This window comes from Pseudomonas sp. PS02303 (assembly GCF_029959925.1).
GTDB classification, from domain to species: domain Bacteria; phylum Pseudomonadota; class Gammaproteobacteria; order Pseudomonadales; family Pseudomonadaceae; genus Aquipseudomonas; species Aquipseudomonas mandelii.
In genome coordinates this window covers 1-21,363 of sequence record NZ_JASCOM010000099.1, presented here as the reverse complement: position 1 = coordinate 21,363, position 21,363 = coordinate 1, and the positions used below count along the sequence as shown (strand labels likewise).

Here is a 21,363-nt window from a genome sequence, read left to right as displayed (position 1 = left end):
ATTAGAATCCCATTCACTTTGTCTGCTCTGGCCATTTAGGGTGGTAGAAGCACCCCTAAAGCGCATGAGTTTCTAAGTGACTGTTTCTAATATCACAGCAATCTAACGCTTTCCAAGTGCCAGATCATAGCGTGTTCCTCAAGGTTTGCAGGTGGGCGACCTGTCGACTGAACTCAGCGCTGGACAGCCGCTGTTTCGGTCGCGGGCTCATCGCCTGGCTGATGGCGCGTGTGGGCTGGCCGGTCAGGCGCGCGAGCACCAGCCATTGTTCGGCGACGCCGAGTTGTTCAAAGCCGGGGTGTCGGTGGCGGACACGGCGCAGGATGTCTTGCTGCAAGGCTTGCAACAGGCTGTGCTGACCGCTGCGGCGCAGCATGAAATCGGCGCTGGCGCGAAGGTGTTCCTGAAGTTGCCGGCGACCTTTCGACGCCGGTGCCAGCAGCGGACCCTGGCGTACCCCGACATGCCAGAGCGCAAGACCGATCAGGGCGATGAGGGCGACCAACGCCTGAGGGAAGTTGCGCAGCAGCAAGGTCAGCAGACTGTCGTGGTCGGTATTGAACAGCAGGGTCACGCGCGTGTCGGCGGTCAGGTACCAGAGCAGCCAGGCATTGTCGTATTGGGCAATGGCCGGGGTTTTCCACAGGTCGGCGTCGGTGACGACGATGATCGAGCCGAGCCCGTGTTTCAACTGCATCATGTGCGTGGCCTTGCCACTGTTGGCCCAGGCTTGCGCGAGGTTATTCGGGTCTTCAAGATGGAACGCCGTATCGAAACTGGCGTAGGCCGGCGCGTTCTCGTCTTCCAGGTACAGCTTGGTCAGTTTGGGGAACGGGTCGTCAAGGATGTCCGGTGGAGGCTCCTTGAGGTCTTTGCTCAGCGACTGATGCACCTGCACGCGATCGAGCAGCAGGTCATTGCTCTGGCCGGTCTTTTCATCCCACAGCGACTGGGCGACAAACAACAGGCGCCCGCCGGCCCGGGTCCAGTTCATCACTTGATCAATCTGGCGTGGGGTCATGTTGTAGCGATCACCGAGCAACAACAGGCTGTGCTGATGCGGGTCGAGGCTGGGCAGCACGTCGAGACTGTTGGCATGGCCGACGGTCAGACCCTGTTTGCGCAGGAAATGCTCGGCGGCCAGATAGGGATTGGCCTGGGCTTCGGGCGTGGGGCCGTGATCGATTTCGGCCTGATACGGCGTGGCTTTCAGGTACAGATAAACACTCAGCGCGCCCACCAGTACGGTGATGAACACGCCGACCGAAAGCCACCAGCGCCGGTTCAACGGACGGCTCCCGGGCCGAACAAGGTTCGCCAGCCGTCACACAGTTCCTGTTGCACATGCGCGGGTGGCAATCGATGCCCGTAGGCCATGTTTTGCCAGTGCCCGGTCAAGGTTTTGCTGAAAGCGAGCAAGGCCGGTTGGTGCAGTTGTTCGACGCGTTGCAGCACCTCGCCTTCGGTGTCGGCGGGTTTCAGTGCCATGTTGTGGTCGTGCAACAAATGGCTGAGCAGGGCGCGATAGAGCAACCCGAGGGCCGCGCGCGGGTTGGTTTGCCAGAGACTTTCAGCGCTGGCGGCAATGTCGGCGGGCAGGGTTTCGCGGCTCAGGTCCAGGCCGAATGCTTGCTGCGGTAACGGACGCGCGGCTCGTCGGTTCAACACCGGCCGACGACTGACGAATGCCTGCAACCAGTCGCGGTAACGCCAGATCAACACGCCGATGGCGCTCATTACGGCGGCCCAGAGCAGAACTTCAATCAGGTTGGCAATAAAGCCGAAACGCTGGCTGTCGAGCAGACTGGCCAAAGCCTTCAGCCATTCGGGTGTTTTCCCGTCCTCCGGGGTTTTGGTGTCGGGTTTGTCTTCGTCAAATCGATAGCGGGTCACCGTTTCCTTGTTCGTGAACGGCGGCTGATCGAGGATTGTCTTGATGGTGTCCCTCGAGGCCTGGCTGGTCAGTGGTTGGTCCAGCAGACGTGGGCTGTCCGGGGTAATGACCGGCTCGGCGGCCCAGACGTTTTGCGTGGTCGGCACCAGCATTATCGCTGCCAGCAGCAGAGTGACCGCCATGGTGTTGAGGCGTTGGCGCAATCGGCGGAACACCAGTTCGATGTCCCAGGCTTCCAGCACCGTGCGTCGATTCAGATAAAGGCTGAAACCGCAGGCCACGTAGATCGGTTCCCAGACAATCAGCACCAGCACGTAAAAGAAATTCGTCAGGTGTTCCAGCCAGCGCCAGTCCTGGCTGGCCACGTCGATCAAGGTCTGCCAGCTCCAGTCGAGTTCAACCTGCTGTGGCAGGAACATATAGAACAGCACCATCAGGCCAATCCACAGCGCACTTTCCAGGTGCACGCCAATGATCGTCAACCACTGCGCTGCACCGGCGTTGCGCTGCAGCAACACCCGCAAGCGCTGCTGTCGTTCATCACCCGCCAGGCCTTCGAGTTGCACCACCGGCATCAGAAAGCTGCGGCTCAGGCTCAGGCGTCGCCAGGTCAGGCTGGCCAACAGTTGTGGCTTGAGCAGGTTCGGCCATTGGCGCAGCGCCTGTTTCAAGGTGGGCGTTTCGCCGAACATGGCTTTGGACAGGATATACAGCGGCAAGCGCTCGAATGCCGGTTTCAACCACCAGAAGATAAACACGGCGAGGGAGGGTGAATCCCAAAGGAAAAAGCTGAGCAGCGCGAAGATCGGCAAGGTGATGATGGCCCAACTGGTCATCAGCAACCGTCGATGGCGCTGGCTCAGCAGCACGCCCAGGTCCATGGCTTCCCAGGAGTTGCGCGGGCGGATGACGACCGTGGCATCACTCAGGCGCATGGCGGGTCCGTCCGGCAAACAGCAAGTAAGTCGCCACCAACAACCAGAGCGCCGCGCCGACCAGGTATTTGGTCATGGGGGCCGGCGCGGTCATCGACGACCAGTAGGCTTCGATAAACGCGGCAATCAGCAGAAACAGCATGACGCCGCAGATCAGCAACACGCTTTTGCGCGCTGCCAGTCGCAACGCTTCGGCGCGGGGCAGGCGTCCCGGCGCGATCAACGCCCAGCCCAGTTGCAGGCCGGCGGCACCGGCCAGGGCGATGGCGCTCAGTTCGAACGCGCCGTGACCAATCACGAAGGACCAGAAGGTTTGCCCGAAACCGATGTGCGTCAAGTGTCCCGCCACCGCACCGATCATCAAGCCATTGAACAGCAGGAAAAATGCGCTGCCCAGACCAAACAGCAACCCGCTGGCGAAGGTCTGAAAGGCGATGCCGATGTTGTGCATGATGTAGTAACCGAACATCACCCAGTCTTCGCTGGCGGCGCGTTCCGCCGAGCGGCCCAAATGGCCGGCGACCGGGTCGTACATGCTTTGCATCTCACTGACCTGCTCGGCCGGGATCAGACTGTAGACCAGGTCCGGGAACAGATACACCAGCAGCGCGAAGCCGATCAGACTGCCAAAAAACATCAGGCTGGCGGCGAGCACAAAGCGCCATTGTTCGCGCACCAACCGCGGGAAGCCGGCAAGGATAAAGCTCAGTATGTTGGCGCCCAGTCGACTGCGATGCCGGTAAAGCTGTTGATGCCCGCGCAGCACTTGTTGCTGCAACGAGTCGATCAGGAAACTGCTGTAGCCCCGTTCCTGAGCCAGTGCCAGTTGTTGGCAGAGTCGTCGATAGTCTTTCGGGAAACTGGCGATACCGGAAGCGTCCTTGCCGCACTCCAGTTGTTCGAGCACCAGGGAAAACCGCGCCCATTCGGCCTTGTGGCGATTTTCGAAAAGGCTTTGTTTCATGCGGGCCCCAACAAACCACGAGCGATGGCGTTAAGTTCCGCCACGGCGCGTGGCGCGGGAACCTGCAAGGGTTGGGCAAGGATGGACGCGAGTTCATGGCTGCGCGCCTCGGAAAGTTCGCCCTGGCGCTCGGCAAACCCGAGGACGGCACGTTGCTCGGGTAGCGTCAGGGCAAAGGCCGGGCGCCGAGGCTGGACGTCGGGCAGTTGCGGTCGGGTCAATGGCTGTTCGCGGTAGATCACCAGCGTGCCGGCGGCCAGGTCACCGAGGCGTTTGAAGGAGGGGTGTTGCAGGCAACTGATGGCGCCGAGGAAGTAGCCAAACGGCAACAGGTCGACGAATCGCAACAGGTTACGCAACAGCGAGGCGGACCATCCGATCGGGGTGCCGTCGTCATGTACCACGCGCAACCCCATCCATTGTTTGCCCGGCGAACGGCCCTGATTGAGGACCTCGAACAGCACCATGTACCACCAGCTGACCCCGAACAGCAGGATCGAGCCCAGCCCGGCACCGAGTTTTCCCAGAAACGCCAACACGATAAACAGCACGCCGAGTATCAGCCCGCGCAACCCGAGGTCGATGGAGAACGCCAGCGCACGAACCATCAACCCGGCCGGGCGCAGTGGCAAGTCGATGCCTTCGGGCGTTTCGACTTGATACCGCGTGTCCAGTGGTGGGGGCAGCGTCGCATTCCTTGGCAGTGCTGTGGTCTCGAGCATGGGCAACCTTGATGTGGCCTGTTCGGGATTCGATGTCTGTCCGATGCTAGCAGCCTCTCGGGGGAAAACGACATAACTATGTATTGCACGTTGCGAAACCAGAAGTGATTGAATAACAAGTTACTGGCCGGGGCGGGATGTGAACGCCTAGACTTTGCCGATCTTCAGTTCAGGAACAGCCCGTGACCTCGATCTTCTGGTACGACTACGAAACCACCGGCATCAATCCCCGATGCGACCGCCCGCTCCAGGTGGCGGGGATTCGCACTGACTTCGATCTCAATGAAATAGACGAGCCGGTCAACCTCTTCTGTCAGCCCAGCGACGACATCCTGCCGCATCCAGCAGCCTGCGCGATCACCGGTATTACGCCCAGCCAGCTGGCCGAACACGGTTTGAGCGAAGCCGACTTCATGACCCGGGTGCACGCTCAACTGGCGGCACCGGGGACCTGCGGCGCGGGTTACAACACGTTGCGCTTCGATGACGAGATGACCCGTTACAGCCTGTACCGAAACTTTTTCGACCCGTATGCGCGCGAGTGGCAGGGCGGCAACAGCCGCTGGGACCTGATTGATGTGGTACGTGCGGCCTACGCCTTGCGCCCCGATGGCCTTGTCTGGCCAACCGATGATGAAGGGCGGGTGACGCTTAAACTCGAACGGCTGACCGCCGCCAATGGCATTGACCACGGCAATGCCCACGAGGCGCTGTCGGACGTTCGCGCCACCATCGCCCTGGCTCGGCTTATTCGCGAGAAGCAGCCGAAGTTGTATGACTGGTTGTTCCAGTTGCGCGGCAAACAAAAGGTGATGGATCAGATTCGGCTGTTACAGCCGATGGTGCACATTTCCGGACGATTCTCGGCGGCTCGCAGTTATGTCGGTGTGGTGTTGCCACTGGCCTGGCATCCACGCAACAAGAACGCCCTGATTGTCTGTGACCTGCATCTGGATCCCCAGGGGTTGCTTGATCTGGACGCAGAAACCTTGCGTCAGCGCCTGTATACCCGCCGTGATGACCTGGCCGACGGCGAATTGCCGGTGCCGCTCAAGCTCATTCATATCAACAAGTGCCCGGTGGTGGCGCCGCTGTCGGTACTTCGTCCTGACGATCAGCAACGCCTGGGGCTGGACATGGCGCTTTATCAGGATCGCGTACTGCGGCTAAGTGACGCACAACAAGTTTGGCGAGATAAAGTGTTGGCTATTTATGCCAGCGAAGATTTCACTCCGAGCCGGGACCCCGAGCAACAGTTATACGATGGTTTTATCGGTGATCGGGATCGTCGTCTATGTGAGCAAGTCAGGGCCGCCGACCCCGCCCAATTATCACAACAGCAATGGCCTTTCGATGACGAACGTTTACCTGAATTATTGTTTCGTTATCGCGCACGCAACTTCCCCGATACGTTGAATTCCGAGGAGCAAGAGCGCTGGCAAACATTCTGTCAGCAACGTTTGTCGACCCCGGAGTGGGGGGCGCCCAATACGCTTGAAAGTTTCGTAGAAGCCGCAGCCCAATTGAGCGTTACTGCTACAACGTTTCAGCGAGAGGTACTGAGTGAATGGCAGAATTATGTCCAGGAATTACGCAAACGTTTGAATCTTTGAAAACGAAAAATGCCCGGGCTGTATTCCGGGCATAAAAAAACGCCAGCATCAGCTGGCGTTATTTTTTGTCACGGATAAGTCTTTGACAACCTATTGGGCTTAGCCCAGCAGGGTAGCCCAGCCTTCAACCACGTCACCGCCCCACTTGGCTTTCCACTCTTTCAGAGTCTTGTGGTTGCCACCTTTGGTTTCGATGACTTCGCCGTTGTGCGGGTTTTTGTATTGTTTAACTTTGCGAGCACGCTTGGTGCCAGTAGTTTTTACTGCGCCGCCACGTGGTGCTTTGGTCTTGGACTCTGGGTCCAGCAACGCGATGATGTCACGCAGGGACTTGGAGTATTCGCCCATCAGGGTGCGCAGTTTGCCTTCGAATTCCAGCTCGGTTTGCAGTTTGTCGTCTTGGGACAGGTTCTTCAAACGGGCTTGCAGCTCTTTGATAGCTTCTTCGGTGGCGCGATATTCGTTGATCAAGGACATGAGGACTACCTTATGTTGGGCGCTGGATGGCAGGGTGACAGTGCCGCAATAATAGTCAGGGTGTTTCATCAAGTAAACATTTAACCGGCTTTTTATTTAAATTAGTTGCGATGAATAGGGCGTCAATTCAACGCAGAGTTAAAAGTGTGATGCAGTCATCACAGATATTCACAATTGAACGCTTGAAGATTGACTACAAGAACACCATCGCGCGGGTGGTGAGGGGCTGCCGGAATCTGTTCCACTGACCCGCGTGCAGGTCAATGTGTCATCGATACTGCAGTTTTGCTGCGCAATCGCTAGAATGGCGGCCTTTGCGAAGTTCTGGAGTTTCCCCCTCATGCGCACTTTTCGGCTGGTGATTGCTTGCCCGGACCGCGTCGGCATCGTTGCTAAAGTCAGTAACTTTCTGGCGTCACATAACGGCTGGATCACTGAAGCGAGCCATCACTCGGACAATCAGAATGGCTGGTTCTTCATGCGTCACGAAATACGTGCCGACTCGCTGCCTTTCGGTATTGAGGCCTTTCGCGAAGCGTTTGCACCCATTGCCGAAGAGTTCTCGATGAACTGGCGCATTACCGACACCGCGCAGAAAAAGCGCGTTGTGTTGATGGCCAGCCGTGAGTCCCACTGTCTGGCCGACTTGCTGCACCGCTGGCACAGTGATGAACTGGATTGCGAAATTTCCTGTGTGATTTCCAACCACGACGACTTGCGCAGCATGGTGGAGTGGCACGGCATTCCTTATTACCACGTGCCGGTCAATCCACAGGACAAAGAGCCGGCCTTCGCCGAAGTCTCGCGCCTGGTCAAACATCACGATGCCGAAGTGGTGGTACTTGCCCGTTACATGCAAATCCTGCCGCCCGCGTTGTGCAGGGAATATGCGCACAAGGTCATCAACATTCACCACAGCTTCCTGCCGTCGTTCGTCGGCGCCAAGCCGTATCACCAGGCCTCGATGCGTGGCGTGAAGTTGATCGGTGCGACGTGTCACTACGTGACCGAAGAGCTGGATGCCGGTCCGATCATCGAGCAGGACGTGGTGCGCGTCAGCCACAGCGACAGCATTGAAGACATGGTGCGTTTCGGCCGTGACGTCGAGAAAATGGTGCTGGCCCGTGGTCTGCGTTATCACCTGGAAGACCGGGTGCTGGTGCATGGCAACAAGACCGTAGTGTTCTGATCGCCGCACATCACGGTTGAAATTCGAAGGGCCTGGGCGTTCAATCGCTTCAGGCCCTTCGCCGTTTCTGCACTGAGGACATGACCATGGCCGATCCACTCGACAAAGCCACTTCCAAGGCCCCCGCCACGTTGGGGGAGGGCTGTTTGAGTCGCTACGACCCGGATGAGATGAGCCCTGAAGACGGCACGGAGTTTCCCGGTGCCGCCGAGTTGTGGGAGCAGTTGCAGCAGCAACCCGAAGACAAGCCTAAGCCTGCTTGAACTTCATCAGTTTCTTCAGCAGCGGCCGCCCCAGCATCAGCAGAAACACCGGGCCGCCCACTACCAGGTAGAAGTAATACGTCACCGTCCGCCAGATCAGAATCGCCGCCGCGGCGGTGGATTTCCCCACCATGGGCGCCAACAGCGCCGCTGAAGTCAACTCCGCCGCACCCGCACCGCCCGGCAGCAGGCTGAATTGCCCTGCACTCAGCGACAGCATCTGGATCAGAAAGCACCAGGCCCACTGCAAATCTGCCCCGAGCCCGCGCAACGCCAGATACAGCACGCTATACCGCAGGAGCCAATGCACGCAGGTCAGGGCAAACACCTTGATCAACGTCAGAACGGGCAACTTCAGCGTGTCAGTGAACGCTGCCAGGAAATGAAGGAGCTTGCGTGCCCAGCGCAGGCGCGTGGTGCCTTTGACGTTGAGGCGAACGAGCAGTCGCCCGCTCAGGCGAATCAGCAGTCGATGGTAGCGCGCCACCACCACGCAACTGAGCAGCCCGCCAAACATGGAGACGGCGCTGACGATCAGCAGCCATTCCAGGCGTTCGCTGAGGTGCTGGAATAACGCATAGATCAGAATCCCGCTCAGCGCGCAGAGGAAAAACAGCAGATCGCTGAGTTGGTCCATGGCGAACACCGCGCTGCCCCGTGCCGGGCGCACGCCATTGCGCGCCAGTAGCGCCATGATGGTCAGCGGGCCGCCGCTGCCGCCTGGGGTGGCGCAGTAGGCGAACTCGGCGGCCATCACTACGCCAAGACTCTTGACCCGGCCGACCTTGTCGCACTGATCGCCCAGCAACAGGCGCAAGCGCAGGGTGTTCACCACCCAGCACAGCAAGATCATGCCGAACATGATCAGCAATTCATTCAAGGGGAAATTTTGCAGCCGCGACCACGTCTCGTTGCCGCCCAGCAGCAATGGAATCAGCACCGCGGCGAGCAGGGCGATAAACAGCAGAATGCCCCGGCTCATGCGGCGCGACCGAGACGATCACTGTGAAAAGAGAGCCACTGGGCCTTGGTCATTGGCACTCGCCCCTCATCGAGCAAGCGCTTGAGGGTTTGCAGCCAATAGTTGCGCGAAAATCCATGACGCATGTCCACCGGGTGCAGTCCAAGGCGAATCACCGGCGCGTGCCGCCAGCGCTGTTCACGCTGGTCGCTGATGATTTTCGACAGCCCCCGGCGCCAGGCACTGCGCGCACTCCAGACCAGTCCCGGCGCATCGATGGCCTTGAAGTCCGGCAGCCGATAGAGATGCTGTGAATCGCTGGTGTAGCTCAGCGGTAACTGGCGTAACGCCTGCCGAGTGCCTTCGCTCATCAACCATGCCGGGGCGACGAAGCCTTCCAGTGGCCAGTGATAACGATGGAACACTTCGATTCCGGCACGCAGGCGGGCGAGGGCGGCGGCTTGCGACAAGCTGTAAAACTCGCCTTCGTGGGTATAGATCCGGCGCATGAACCAGTCTCTGGGATTGCTGGGAGGAGGGCTTTCGTCGCAATGAAAGTAGCCGTGCAATGCCAGTTCGTCACCTCGGGCAACTCGGCTGGTCAGCCATCGGCGAAATCCCGGATGCTCGTCCAGGTCGTTGTGCTTGTGGAAGTTGGGCACCACCAGCCAGGTCATCGGCACTTCGCCCAGGGCATCGACAGCCTCGACAAAAGGCTGGTAATCGGCCCAGGTCTGCGGCGCAACGTCATGCAGCACGAGTACCAGGCTGGGCAGGTTCATGGGCTCAACCATTGGCGGTCAGCGGCCATTGGCTGCCGAGCACTGCGTGATAGTGCCCCAGCAGGCTGTCGACCACGGTGTCCCAGGCGTAATGCTGTTCGACATGGTTGCGGGCGCGCTTGCCCAGGGCGGCGCTGTCGTGGCTGAACAGCTCGCGAACAGCATTGGCCATCGCCAGGGGATTGTTCGGCGCGCAGAGCAAGCCGCATTGATCGGTGACGATTTCCTGAAAGGCCCCGGCGGCTACCGCCACCACCGGAATACCGCTGGCCATGGCTTCGAGGATCACCAGGCCGAAGGTTTCCTGATCGCCGGCATGCAGCAACGCGTCAGCGCTGGCCATCAAGCGCGCGACTTGCGTGGCCGGGCAGAACTCATCGACGACAGTCACGTTGTCCGGCACCACAGCGGGCATGGAAGAACCGACTAGCAACAAATGATAACGAGGCCCCAGACGTTTCATGCAACCGAGCAAGACCGGCAGGTTTTTTTCCTTGGAGCCACGGCCGGCAAAAATCAGCAGATGGGTGTTTTCATCAATGCCTAACTCGGCCCGCAAGCCGCTGTCCCTTGCTTGGGGATTGAACGTTTGCAGGTCGACCCCCAACGGCTGGACAAACACATTCTTCACGCCAAGACCGATCAACTTGTCGGCCATGACCTGACTCGGTGCCAGCACACGGTCGAAGTTGCCATACAGCTTGCGGACATAGGCCTCGACATTCGGGGTCACCCAATTGCCCATTCGATTGCTGACCAGCAGTGGCAGGTCCGAGTGATAAAAGCCGATCACCGGCACATCCAGTTGCCGGCGCGCATCCAGAGCTGCCCATGCGGTGAGGTAAGGGTCGCCGACTTCGATCAGGTCAGGCTGCAAATCATGCAGGACATTTCGCCATGGCGCCAAGCGGAGAGGAAAACGATAACCCTTGCCGAAAGGTAGGGCCGGGGCTGGAACTGAGTAGACGCCGTCATGCTCACTCAGGTGTGCCCCTGGAATCAGCAAACTGTGGCGAATGCCTGGCTTGATGCTCAGGCGACGGTGCTTGGCATCCAGATACGTGCGCACGCCACCGCTGGCCGGGGCGTAGAACATGGTGATGTCCGCGATATGCACAGTGAGCATCCCTCCGGTCCGTTGTTCTCCCTTGGTTGACCTTTATGAAGGATAGATGTTCGGTCGGGGTTTTGTGGCGCGCAGATCAGCGAGGTTTTTGCGGTGTATTTCAGACCGCCTTCGCGGGCAAGCCTCGCTCCTACAAATTAACGCTAACCCGTGTAGGAGCGGGGCTTGCCCGCAAAGAGGACCTCAATGCCGCATCAAATACGGAAACTGCCCACCAACTGCTTAAGACGCGCTGCCTGCTGCTCCAGGTCCGAACACGCCCGCAACGTCGATTGCAGGTTCTCCACGCCTTCCTGATTCAGCGTGTTGATCTCGGTAATGTCGACGTTGATCGACTCCACCACCGCCGTCTGTTCCTCGGTCGCGGTCGCCACCGACTGGTTCATCCCGTCAATCTCACCAATACGCAACGTCACGCTGTTCAAGCGCTCGCCCGCCAGGTTGGCGATTTCCACGCTGTCCTGGCTGTGGCGCTGGCTGTCGCTCATGGTGCTGACGGATTCACGGGCGCCGACTTGCAGCTCTTCGATCATGGTCTGCACCTGTTGCGCCGATTCCTGTGTGCGGTGCGCCAGGTTGCGTACTTCGTCAGCCACCACGGCAAAACCACGCCCGGCTTCACCGGCGCGGGCCGCTTCGATGGCAGCGTTGAGCGCCAGCAGGTTGGTTTGCTGGGAGATGCTGGTGATCACTTCGAGAATCTGCCCGATGTTCACGGTTTTGCTGTTCAGCGATTCGATGTTGGTGCTCGAAGCGCTGAGCATGCTCGACAGCTGATTCATCGCTTTGATGCTGCGATCCACCACTTGCTGGCCATCTTCGGCGAGGCTGCGGGCATCGCTGGCCTGGCTGGACGCCTGTGCAGCGTTGCGGGCGATTTCCTGAGCGGCGGCGCCGAGCTGGTTGATCGCGGCGGCCACGCTGCTGGTGCGCGAGGCTTGCTGGTCGGAGTTGAACATCGACGAATTCGACGCGGCGACCACACGCAGCGCGACTTCGTTGACCTGGCCGGTGGCCGAGGACACTTCACGGATCGAACCGTGAATACGTTCGACAAAACGGTTGAACGCTGTGCCTAGCACGCCGAATTCGTCGTTATTGACGATGGTCAGACGTTTGGTCAGGTCGCCTTCACCGTCGGCGATGTCTTCCATGGCGCGGGTCATGACATGCAGCGGCTGGATCAGGATGCGGATCAACATGCCCAGCAACGCGATGATGATCGCCACGGCAATGATCGTCGCGACGACCGCCGAGGCGCGGAACTCGCTGAGCATCGAGAAGGCTTTGTCTTTATCGACCGACAGGCCGATGTACCAGTGGACCGATGGCAGGCCTTTAATCGCCGTGAAGGTGACGATGCGAGTCTTGCCGTCCACTTCGACTTCACTGAAGTCGCTGCTGATGCGCGGGGTATTGTTCGGGTACGCCTCGCTCAGGGACTTCATCACCAGGGCTTTGTCCGGGTGCACCAGGATCTTGCCGTCGGCGCTGACCAGGAAGGCGTAACCCATGCCGTCGAAATCACGGGCGCTGAGGGTGTCGATCAGGGTTTGCAGGCTCAAGTCGCCGCCCACCACACCCACGCTTTGCCCGGCCTTTTTCGAGGCGGTGGCGATGGAGATGATGGTCTGGCCGGTGGCCGCATCGATATAAGGTTCGGTCACGGTCGCCGTGCTGCTGCTTTCGGCGCCTTTGTACCAAGGACGCACCCGCGGATCGAAACCGGCAGGCATTTTGGCGTCGGGACGAATCGTGAAGCTGCCGGTGGAGTCGCCCAGGTAGGACGCCATGAAAGTCGACGTCAGGGCTTTCTGATCAAGCAGACTGGCGACGTTGGCCTGTTCAGGATTGACGGCTATGTTTTGAGCGAGGTTGTCGATCAGCAGGATACGGCCAGTCAGCCAGGTCTGGATGTTGCTGGCGGTGACGTCTCCCATCTCGTTGAGGTAATTGTCCAGGTCTTCGCGAATGGCGTTGCGCTGCAGGTAGTCGTTGTACAGTGTGAACGAGGCGAAGGCGGCAATGACGATGAGGGCGGCGGCAAGCAAGATTTTATGGCTGAAACGCAGGTTTTTGTTCATGGCTTGGGGTTCCGCTAAGGTCTTAATGTCCTGAGCGTGCTTTTATAAAGGCACGCAAAATGGGCAATGTTGAAAAAAAGCTGATATTTCCATCCTCTCCTTAGGGAATTACCGACGCTATTTTCGGATTGGTCTCACAACTATTTGTATCGGCCGTGCAGGATCAAAGATTAACCATGGGTGACAAAATGCCTGACTCATCGCAACTCGTTATCGGCGCTGACCTTGCCGGCCAGCCTATCTCCCAGGCCATGCGCCTGGCGAACCGTCACGGCCTGGTCGCGGGCGCTACCGGGACCGGTAAAACCGTCACGTTGCAGCGACTGGCCGAAGCCTTCAGCGACGCGGGCGTGGCGGTGTTCGCGGCAGACATCAAGGGCGACCTGTGTGGCCTGGGTGCTGCCGGCAACCCTCAAGGCAAAATCGCTGAGCGGATCGCCGGGATGCCGTGGCTCAACCACAAGCCTGCGGCTTACCCGGTCACCCTGTGGGACATTCACGGTGAGTCCGGTCATCCATTGCGCACCACCTTGAGCGAAATGGGGCCGTTGCTGATCGGCAGCCTGCTGGAGTTGACCGACAGCCAGCAGTCGGCGCTGTATGCCGCGTTCAAGGTCGCGGACCGCGAAGGGCTGTTGCTGCTGGACCTCAAGGATCTGAAGGCGCTGCTCAATCACCTGCGTGACAACCCTGAGTTGCTGGGGGACGACGCGGCGTTGATGACCACCGGTTCCAGTCAGGCGCTGTTGCGGCGTCTGGCGACCCTGGAGCAACAAGGTGCCGAAGCGCTGTTCGGTGAACCGGCGCTGCAACTCGAAGACATTCTGCAACCGACGGCTGACGGCCGTGGGCGCATTCATTTGCTGGATGCCAGTCGTCTGGTCCACGAAGCGCCGAAGGTGTATGCGACATTCCTGCTGTGGTTGCTGGCCGAGTTGTTCGAGCAACTGCCGGAGCGTGGCGATTCGGACAAACCGCTGCTGGCACTGTTTTTCGACGAAGCGCATTTATTGTTCGCCGACACGCCCAAGGCTTTGCAGGATCGCCTGGAGCAGGTGGTGCGGCTGATTCGTTCCAAAGGCGTGGGCGTGTATTTCGTCACGCAATCACCGGGCGACTTGCCGGATGACGTGCTGGCTCAGCTCGGCCTGCGTATCCAGCATGGTTTGCGCGCCTTCACCGCCAAGGAGCAGAAATCCCTGCGAGCGGTGGCGGAGGGCTTCCGGCCGAACCCGGCGTTTGATGCCCTGTCGGTGTTGACCGAACTGGGGATCGGCGAGGCGCTGGTCGGCACCTTGCAAGACAAGGGCACGCCGGAGATGGTCCAGCGTGTCTTGGTCGCCCCGCCGCAATCGCGGATCGGGCCGTTGACCGAAACCGAGCGCACGATGCTGATCGCCGGGTCGCCGTTCAAGGGGCGGTATGACAAGCCGGTTGATCGGGAATCGGCGTATGAAATATTGATGGGCCGTAAAGGGTTGGCGCCGGAGCCTGAGGCCGTTCCGGGTAAACCGGCCGCCGAAGAGCCGAGTTTCACCGACAAGGCCGGGGAATTCCTCGGAACGGCGGCGGGGCAGGCGCTGAAATCGGCGATGCGCCAGGCGGCCAATCAATTGGGCCGGCAGCTGGTACGCGGACTGATGGGCTCGTTGCTCGGTGGCAGTAAACGCCGCTGACAACCACTGGCTGGACACAACCCTGTAGGAGCGAGCGGTGCGGCGATCCTACAGGTGAAACATCAATTTCAGGTTTTGGGTTTGGCGTGGGCCGCAAGGCGTTCCAGCGCCGCTCGCAGATTCGGATCGCTGATGCCATCGGCCGTGGCCTGAATGGTTGCGCCGGCATCCGTCGACAAACTGATGGTATGCCCCGCCGCCCCTTGCTGAACGGTGGGGGGCTGCACTTTGAACAGAATCCGCGTCAGGCTGGCGAACTCGTCGAACATCTGTAACTGGCGTTGCAGGCGTTTTTGCTGGTAACGCAGGCGGGTGGCCCAGTGACCGTCAGTGACGATCAGCAGTAAACTGCCTTCGCGCCACGAGGCCACATGGCAATGCTCGCGCGCAGCAGGCTGCAACTGGCTTTCGAGCAGACGTTGCAGATGACCCAGGCGTTGAGCATGGCCAAAAATGGCTTTCAGCGGCTTGGCTTCGCGAAGCAGAACGGCGGGTGCTCTGGCCGTGAGAGGGCGAAATGCCATGATCAGACACCTGAAGTAACAGAGCCGCCATGGTAGCAGAAAGCATCACATGCGCCCGACCCATTGCTTTGCGAGCGCTTTACCCATTAAATCAACAAGTAACTTCTGCCGCGAATGGCTTGAAGTTGCGCAAAAAGCCCTTATTTTAAGTGAGCCCCGTCACAGCGCAGTGCATGCATCGTGGAACAACGCCACTTTCCTCACCATCGTTTCCGGGTAGAATGCTCGTTCGCATGCGGCCATGAGGGCTGCACGGGCGACTCACGGGGCCGCCCTCCATCCCTTTAGTGTGGAAGATCCTGCCGATATGTTTGCGCCTTTGTTAAAGAAACTTTTTGGAAGCAAGAACGAGCGTGAAGTCAAACGCATGCTCAAGACGGTGCAACTCGTCAATGCCTTCGAAGAGCAAATGGTGGCCCTTTCGGACGATCAATTGCGTGCCAAGACAGACGAGTTCAAGGCCCGCATCGCCAAAGGGGAAACCCTCGACAAGCTGCTGCCAGAAGCCTTTGCGGTCGCCCGCGAAGCCGGTAAGCGTGTCATGGGTATGCGCCACTTCGATGTCCAGCTGATTGGCGGCATGACCTTGCATGAAGGCCAGATCGCGGAAATGCGTACCGGTGAAGGCAAGACCCTGGTGGCAACACTGGGCGTTTACCTCAACGCGCTGTCCGGCAAGGGCGTGCACGTTGTGACGGTGAACGACTACCTGGCCCGTCGTGACGCCAACTGGATGCGTCCGCTCTACGAATTCCTCGGTATGACGGTCGGTGTGGTCACCCCATTCCAGCCGCCGGAAGAGAAGCGCGCTGCTTACGCCGCCGACATCACCTACGGCACCAACAACGAATTCGGTTTCGACTACCTGCGCGACAACATGGCGTTCAGCATGGAAGAAAAATTCCAGCGCGAACTCAATTTTGCCGTGATCGACGAAGTCGACTCCATCCTCATCGACGAAGCCCGTACCCCGCTGATCATTTCCGGTCAGGCCGAGGACAGCTCCAAGCTGTACATCGAGATCAACAAACTGATCCCGCAGCTGGAATTGCACGTCGAAGAAGTGGAAGGCGAAGTCACCAAGGCTGGCCATTACACCGTTGACGAGAAGACCCGTCAGGTCGAACTCAACGAAGCCGGTCACCAGTTCATCGAAGACATGCTGACCCGCGTCGGCCTGCTGGCTGAAGGCGAGAGCCTGTATTCGGCGCACAACCTGGGCCTGCTGACCCACGTTTATGCCGGTCTGCGCGCTCATAAGCTGTTCAATCGCAACATCGAATACATCGTGCAGGATGGCCAGGTCGTCCTGGTCGACGAACACACCGGCCGCACCATGCCGGGTCGCCGTTTGTCCGAAGGCCTGCACCAGGCCATCGAAGCCAAGGAAAACCTGAACATCCAGGCCGAAAGCCAGACCCTGGCCTCGACCACGTTCCAGAACTACTTCCGTCTGTACAACAAGCTGTCCGGCATGACCGGTACTGCGGACACCGAAGCGTTCGAATTCCACCAGATCTACGGTCTGTCGGTGATGGTCATTCCACCGAACAAACCGTTGGCGCGTAAAGATTACAACGACCTGGTGTTCCTGACCGCCGAAGAGAAATACGCGGCGATCATCAACGACATCAAGGAATGCATGACCCTGGGCCGTCCGGTGCTGGTGGGGACTGCAACCATCGAAACGTCCGAGCACATGTCTGCGTTGCTGCAGAAGGAAGGCATCGAACACAAGGTCCTGAACGCCAAGTTCCACGAAAAAGAAGCCGAGATCATTGCCCAGGCCGGTCGCCCGGGTGCGCTGACCATCGCCACCAACATGGCCGGTCGCGGTACCGACATTCTGTTGGGCGGCAACTGGGAAGTGGAAGTTGCGACCCTGGAAAATCCGACCCCTGAGCAGATTGCCCAGATCAAGGCCGACTGGCAGAAACGTCACCAGCAAGTGCTGGAGTCGGGCGGCTTGCAGGTGATTGCTTCCGAGCGTCACGAATCGCGCCGTATCGACAACCAGCTGCGTGGTCGTGCCGGTCGTCAGGGTGACGCCGGTTCCAGCCGTTTCTACCTGTCGCTGGAAGACAGCCTGATGCGCATCTTCGCCTCTGACCGGGTGAAGAACTTCATGAAAGCCTTGGGCATGCAGTCCGGTGAAGCGATCGAGCACCGTATGGTGACCAACGCCATCGAGAAGGCTCAGCGCAAGGTTGAAGGTCGTAACTTCGACATTCGCAAGCAACTGCTCGAGTTCGACGACGTCAACAACGAACAGCGTAAAGTGATCTATCACATGCGTAACACGTTGCTGGCCGCCGACAACATCGGTGAAACCATCGCCGACTTCCGTCAGGACGTGCTCAACGCGACCATCAGTGCGCACATTCCACCGCAATCGCTGCCAGAGCAGTGGGACGTGGCCGGTCTGGAAGCTGCGTTGCAGAGCGACTTCGGTGTGGCGCTGCCGATCCAGAAATGGCTCGACGAAGACGATCACCTGTACGAAGAAACCCTGCGCGAGAAGCTGATGCAGGAGCTCATCGCTGCCTACAACGAGAAAGAAGATCAGGCCGGTGCCGACGCACTGCGCACCTTCGAGAAGCAAATCGTTCTGCGTGTGCTCGACGACCTGTGGAAAGACCACCTGTCGACCATGGATCACCTGCGTCACGGCATCCACTTGCGTGGTTATGCACAGAAGAACCCGAAGCAAGAGTACAAGCGCGAGTCCTACACGCTGTTCTCCGAGCTGCTGGATTCGATCAAGCGCGACTCGATCCGTGTGCTGTCGCACGTTCAGGTTCGCCGCGAAGATCCGGAAGCAGAAGAGCAACGCCTGCGTCAGGAAGCCGAGGCATTGGCGGCGCGCATGCAGTTCCTGCACGACGAAGCGCCAGGTCTTGAGCAACCGGAACTGCTCGGTGAAGAGGTCGATGTCGCCCTCGCCACTGCACCGGTTCGCAACGAACAGAAGCTGGGCCGTAACGAACTGTGCTACTGCGGTTCGGGCAAGAAATTCAAGCATTGCCACGGGCAGATCCAGTAAACCCGTTTCATACGCTGAAATACCCGCGCCGCGACCGGCATCAGCCGTCGCGGCGTTTTGCCATTTACACCACCGTTCTTCCTGAGAGCGGTGCTGACATCATTTATTAAGGAGCGCATTCATGGCTGTTGGTCTTGGTCCTTTGCCAACGTTGCACCCGGTTGCCGGTTTTGAACTCGGTATCGCCTCGGCCGGCATCAAGCGCCCGGGGCGCAAGGATGTTGTGGTCATGCGCTGCGCCGAAGGCTCCACGGTCGCGGGCGTGTTCACCCTGAACGCCTTTTGCGCCGCTCCGGTGATTCTGGCCAAGCAACGTGTGCAAGGCCCGGTACGTTACCTGCTGACCAACACCGGCAATGCCAACGCCGGCACGGGCGAACCTGGCCTCGCCGCCGCCGAGCGCACCTGCGCGAAACTGGCTGAATTGACCGGCGTTGACGCCAGCCTGGTGCTGCCGTATTCCACCGGTGTGATCGGTGAGCCGCTGCCGGTCGAGAAAATCGAAGGTGCGCTGCAAGCCGCCCTTGACGACCTGTCAGTGAATAACTGGGAAGCCGCCGCCACCGGCATCATGACCACCGACACCTTGCCCAAAGGTGCCAGCCGCCAGTTCCAGCATGACGGCGTGACTATTACCGTTACCGGCATCAGCAAAGGCGCGGGCATGATCCGTCCGAACATGGCGACCATGCTCGGCTACATCGCCACCGACGCCAAAGTTTCCCGCGACGTGTTGCAGAATCTGCTGCTGGACGGTGCCAACAAGTCGTTCAACCGCATCACCATCGACGGCGACACCTCGACCAACGACTGCTGCATGCTGATCGCCACCGGTCAGGCCGCGCTGCCGGAAATCACCCGCGCCGAAGGCGAGTTGTTTGCCAAGCTGAAACAAGCTGTGTTCGAAGTGTGCATGGACGTGGCCCAGGCCATCGTGCGTGACGGCGAAGGCGCGACCAAATTTGTGACCGTTGAAGTCAACGGCGGCGGCAATCATCAGGAATGCCTGGACGTCGGTTACACCGTGGCGCACTCGCCGCTGATCAAGACCGCGCTGTTCGCGTCCGACCCGAACTGGGGCCGCATCCTTGCTGCCGTTGGCCGTGCCGGCGTGCCGAACCTGGACGTCAGCAAGATCGACGTGTTCCTCGGCGAAGTCTGCATCGCCAGCCGTGGCGCCCGCGCCGCGACCTACACCGAAGCCCAGGGCGCGGCGGTGATGCAGCAGGAAGAAATCACCATCCGTATCGAACTGGGTCGCGGCGATTGCAGCGAAACCATCTGGACCACCGACCTGTCCCACGAATACGTGAAGATCAACGCCGAATACCGCACATAAGATAGATCGCTTTCGCGGGCACGTCGGATCGCCCGCGAAGACGGCCGACCAGACACTGCAAATGCTGGCCCGCTTCCCTTCTCAAAAGGTCCCGAACATGAGCCTCCACCTGATCATCGGCGACAAACTGCTTTCCTCCTGGTCCCTGCGCGGCGCACTGGCCCTTGACCTCACTGGCGCCCCGTACACCGAAGAACTGATCAAGCTGGGCCAGCCGGACACCCGCGAACGCCTGCTCAAGCATTCGCCGACCGGCAAAGTCCCGCTGCTGAAATCCGTGCACGGCACCATCGCCGATTCTCTGGCGATTGCCGAATACCTGGCCGAGCAATTCCCCGACGCTGGCCTCTGGCCCAAAGACACCGCCGCCCGCGCCCAGGCCCGTTCGGCCTGTGCGCAGATGCACGCCGGGTTCTTTGCCATGCGCGGCAACATGCCGTTCGACCTGAGCCGCGACGCACCGCTATCGCCGACGCCTCCTGAGGTTCAGGCAGACATCGAGCGCATGCTGGCGTTGTGGGCTGAATGCCGTGCGGTCGCCACTGAAACCGGTCCGTTCCTGTTCGGTGGCGCGACCCTCGCCGATGCCTTCTTCGCCCCGATTGCCGTGCGCCTGCGCACCTATCAGGTGAAATTGCCGGCGGTGGACGAAGCCTACGTTGAAACCGTCTATCAATGGCCGTCGTTCAAGGCCTGGCAGAAGGCTGGCCTGGAGGAGATTGGGCAGTGAAACGAGTACACGTAGCCGCCGCCGTTATCCGCGACAGCAGCGGCAAGATCCTTATCGCACGCCGTGCCGACACCCAGCACCAGGGCGGCTTGTGGGAATTCCCCGGGGGCAAGGTCGAGGATGACGAATCCGTCGAAAGCGCATTGGTTCGCGAACTCCAGGAAGAGTTGGGCATTGTGGTCAGCGCCGCGCGACCGTTGATCAAAGTCCGCCACGATTACCCGGACAAGCAAGTGTTGCTGGACGTTTGGGAAGTTTCGTCCTTTACCGGCGAGCCCCATGGCGCCGAAGGCCAGCCTTTGGAATGGGTGGGCCAACGTGATCTGCTGAGCTATGAGTTCCCGGCAGCCAACCAGCCGATCGTGGCGGCTGCACGTTTGCCTGCGCAGTATTTGATTACGCCTGAAGACCTGGAAACCCCGGCCTTGCTGCGTGGAATCCAGAAAGCCATCGCTGGCGGCATCAAGCTGATCCAGCTGCGGGCACCCAACGGCTACGATCCGAAATACCGCGATCTGGCGGTGGATGCGGCGGGGCTGTGTGCTGGCAAGGCGCAGTTGATGATCAAGGGCCCGTTCGAGTGGCTGGGCGACTTCCCGTCCGCCGGCTGGCACATCACGTCAGCGCAGTTGCGCAAATATGCAGCGGCGGGTCGACCGTTACCGGCGTCGCGCTGGTTGGCGGCGTCTTGCCACAACGCTGAAGAGCTGGCGCTGGCCGAGCAGATGGGCGTGGATTTTGTGACCTTGTCACCGGTGCAGCCGACCCAGACTCATCCGGATGCGCTGCCGTTGGGCTGGGAGCAGGTGGCGGCGTTGATCGACGGTTTCAGCAAACCGGTGTTCTTGCTCGGTGGTGTTGGCCCGGCGGAACAGCAAAAGGCTTGGGAGGCGGGGGCGCAGGGAGTGGCGGGGATTCGGGCGTTCTGGCCTGATTCTGTGATGTAGCCACCGGCCTCATCGCGAGCAGGCTCGCTCCCACCTTTGATCGCATTCCTTCTGGAGGAACTCGGTCAACTGTGGGAGCGAGCCTGCTCGCGAT

Annotated in this window: 18 protein-coding genes; 8 read left to right on the top strand and 10 right to left on the bottom strand. The window is 59.8% G+C overall.

The features are described 5' to 3' along the window. Positions 1–124 precede the first annotated feature (124 nt). From QMX98_RS20125 to QMX98_RS20110, 4 genes are read right to left on the bottom strand one after another with little or no spacing between them, the layout of a single operon-like run. Entirely contained in the window at positions 125–1,288 is a 1,164-nt protein-coding gene (locus QMX98_RS20125; RefSeq protein WP_102594727.1) for a DUF4350 domain-containing protein, read from the bottom strand. Continuing rightward, the gene (locus tag QMX98_RS20120; RefSeq protein WP_282411307.1) at positions 1,285–2,829 is read right to left on the bottom strand and encodes a DUF4129 domain-containing protein; all 1,545 of its coding nucleotides are present in this window, start codon (positions 2,827–2,829) and stop codon (positions 1,285–1,287) included. Before QMX98_RS20120 ends, QMX98_RS20125 begins: the two co-directional genes overlap by 4 nt. Beyond that, on the bottom strand, positions 2,816–3,793 hold the full coding sequence (locus QMX98_RS20115) for a stage II sporulation protein M (protein ID WP_282411306.1): 978 nt from the start codon (positions 3,791–3,793) through the stop codon (positions 2,816–2,818). Before QMX98_RS20115 ends, QMX98_RS20120 begins: the two co-directional genes overlap by 14 nt. After that, positions 3,790–4,515 carry an RDD family protein gene (locus QMX98_RS20110; protein ID WP_010457542.1) on the bottom strand — a complete coding sequence of 242 codons (726 nt, stop codon included), beginning with the start codon at positions 4,513–4,515 and terminating at the stop codon, positions 3,790–3,792. Before QMX98_RS20110 ends, QMX98_RS20115 begins: the two co-directional genes overlap by 4 nt. A 182-nt stretch (positions 4,516–4,697) precedes the next feature. Here QMX98_RS20110 and sbcB point away from each other — a divergent pair, with 182 nt between their 5' ends. Then, on the top strand, positions 4,698–6,128 hold the full coding sequence (sbcB, locus tag QMX98_RS20105) for an exodeoxyribonuclease I (RefSeq protein ID WP_010457539.1): 1,431 nt from the start codon (positions 4,698–4,700) through the stop codon (positions 6,126–6,128). Between the two features lie 99 nt (positions 6,129–6,227). On the opposite strand, the gene mvaT is transcribed toward sbcB, so the two are convergent. Next, complete coding sequence (mvaT, locus tag QMX98_RS20100; protein ID WP_007933316.1) at positions 6,228–6,605, bottom strand: histone-like nucleoid-structuring protein MvaT; 378 nt, start codon at positions 6,603–6,605, stop codon at positions 6,228–6,230. A 340-nt stretch (positions 6,606–6,945) separates the two neighbouring features. Between mvaT and purU the strand changes: the two genes are divergently transcribed. Next, positions 6,946–7,794, top strand: coding sequence for a formyltetrahydrofolate deformylase (gene purU, locus QMX98_RS20095; RefSeq protein WP_102594732.1), 849 nt, complete (start codon positions 6,946–6,948; stop codon positions 7,792–7,794). Positions 7,795–7,880: 86 nt separating this feature from the next. Next, positions 7,881–8,057 (top strand): hypothetical protein, encoded by a 177-nt coding sequence (locus tag QMX98_RS20090; RefSeq protein ID WP_010457533.1) that lies wholly within the window; start codon positions 7,881–7,883, stop codon positions 8,055–8,057. Here the strand turns inward: QMX98_RS20090 and QMX98_RS20085 are convergent. The 4 genes from QMX98_RS20085 to QMX98_RS20070 all read right to left on the bottom strand — a co-directional run bounded on the left by QMX98_RS20085 (position 8,044) and on the right by QMX98_RS20070 (position 13,010). Beyond that, positions 8,044–9,039 (bottom strand): lysylphosphatidylglycerol synthase transmembrane domain-containing protein, encoded by a 996-nt coding sequence (locus QMX98_RS20085; RefSeq protein ID WP_102594733.1) that lies wholly within the window; start codon positions 9,037–9,039, stop codon positions 8,044–8,046. The two genes, QMX98_RS20090 and QMX98_RS20085, sit on opposite strands and share 14 nt — an antisense overlap. Beyond that, a complete protein-coding gene (locus QMX98_RS20080) occupies positions 9,036–9,812 on the bottom strand; it encodes a polysaccharide deacetylase family protein (RefSeq protein WP_172791525.1) in 777 nt (258 codons plus the stop codon). The genes QMX98_RS20085 and QMX98_RS20080 overlap by 4 nt, the downstream gene beginning before the upstream one ends. Further along, a complete protein-coding gene (locus QMX98_RS20075) occupies positions 9,805–10,926 on the bottom strand; it encodes a glycosyltransferase family 1 protein (RefSeq protein ID WP_172791524.1) in 1,122 nt (373 codons plus the stop codon). The genes QMX98_RS20080 and QMX98_RS20075 overlap by 8 nt, the downstream gene beginning before the upstream one ends. Positions 10,927–11,120: 194 nt before the next feature. Then, entirely contained in the window at positions 11,121–13,010 is a 1,890-nt protein-coding gene (locus QMX98_RS20070) for a methyl-accepting chemotaxis protein (protein ID WP_282411305.1), read from the bottom strand. 188 nt (positions 13,011–13,198) lie between these two features. On the opposite strand from QMX98_RS20070, the gene QMX98_RS20065 reads away from it, so the two are divergent. After that, positions 13,199–14,686 carry a helicase HerA-like domain-containing protein gene (locus tag QMX98_RS20065; RefSeq protein WP_010457524.1) on the top strand — a complete coding sequence of 496 codons (1,488 nt, stop codon included), beginning with the start codon at positions 13,199–13,201 and terminating at the stop codon, positions 14,684–14,686. Positions 14,687–14,754: 68 nt separating this feature from the next. Here the strand turns inward: QMX98_RS20065 and QMX98_RS20060 are convergent, their stop codons facing one another. After that, the gene (locus QMX98_RS20060; RefSeq protein ID WP_008147416.1) at positions 14,755–15,210 is read right to left on the bottom strand and encodes a DciA family protein; all 456 of its coding nucleotides are present in this window, start codon (positions 15,208–15,210) and stop codon (positions 14,755–14,757) included. Between the two features lie 307 nt (positions 15,211–15,517). On the opposite strand from QMX98_RS20060, the gene secA reads away from it, so the two are divergent. The 4 genes from secA (at position 15,518) to QMX98_RS20040 (ending at position 21,269) form a co-directional block, all read left to right on the top strand. Continuing rightward, complete coding sequence (gene secA, locus QMX98_RS20055; RefSeq protein ID WP_010457520.1) at positions 15,518–18,253, top strand: preprotein translocase subunit SecA; 2,736 nt, start codon at positions 15,518–15,520, stop codon at positions 18,251–18,253. 121 nt (positions 18,254–18,374) lie between these two features. After that, on the top strand, positions 18,375–19,592 hold the full coding sequence (gene argJ, locus QMX98_RS20050; RefSeq protein ID WP_010457517.1) for a bifunctional glutamate N-acetyltransferase/amino-acid acetyltransferase ArgJ: 1,218 nt from the start codon (positions 18,375–18,377) through the stop codon (positions 19,590–19,592). Positions 19,593–19,689: 97 nt separating this feature from the next. Further along, positions 19,690–20,322 (top strand): glutathione S-transferase family protein, encoded by a 633-nt coding sequence (locus tag QMX98_RS20045; protein WP_010457515.1) that lies wholly within the window; start codon positions 19,690–19,692, stop codon positions 20,320–20,322. After that, positions 20,319–21,269, top strand: coding sequence for a Nudix family hydrolase (locus tag QMX98_RS20040; RefSeq protein WP_282411304.1), 951 nt, complete (start codon positions 20,319–20,321; stop codon positions 21,267–21,269). Before QMX98_RS20045 ends, QMX98_RS20040 begins: the two co-directional genes overlap by 4 nt. The last annotated feature ends 94 nt before the right edge of the window (positions 21,270–21,363 follow it).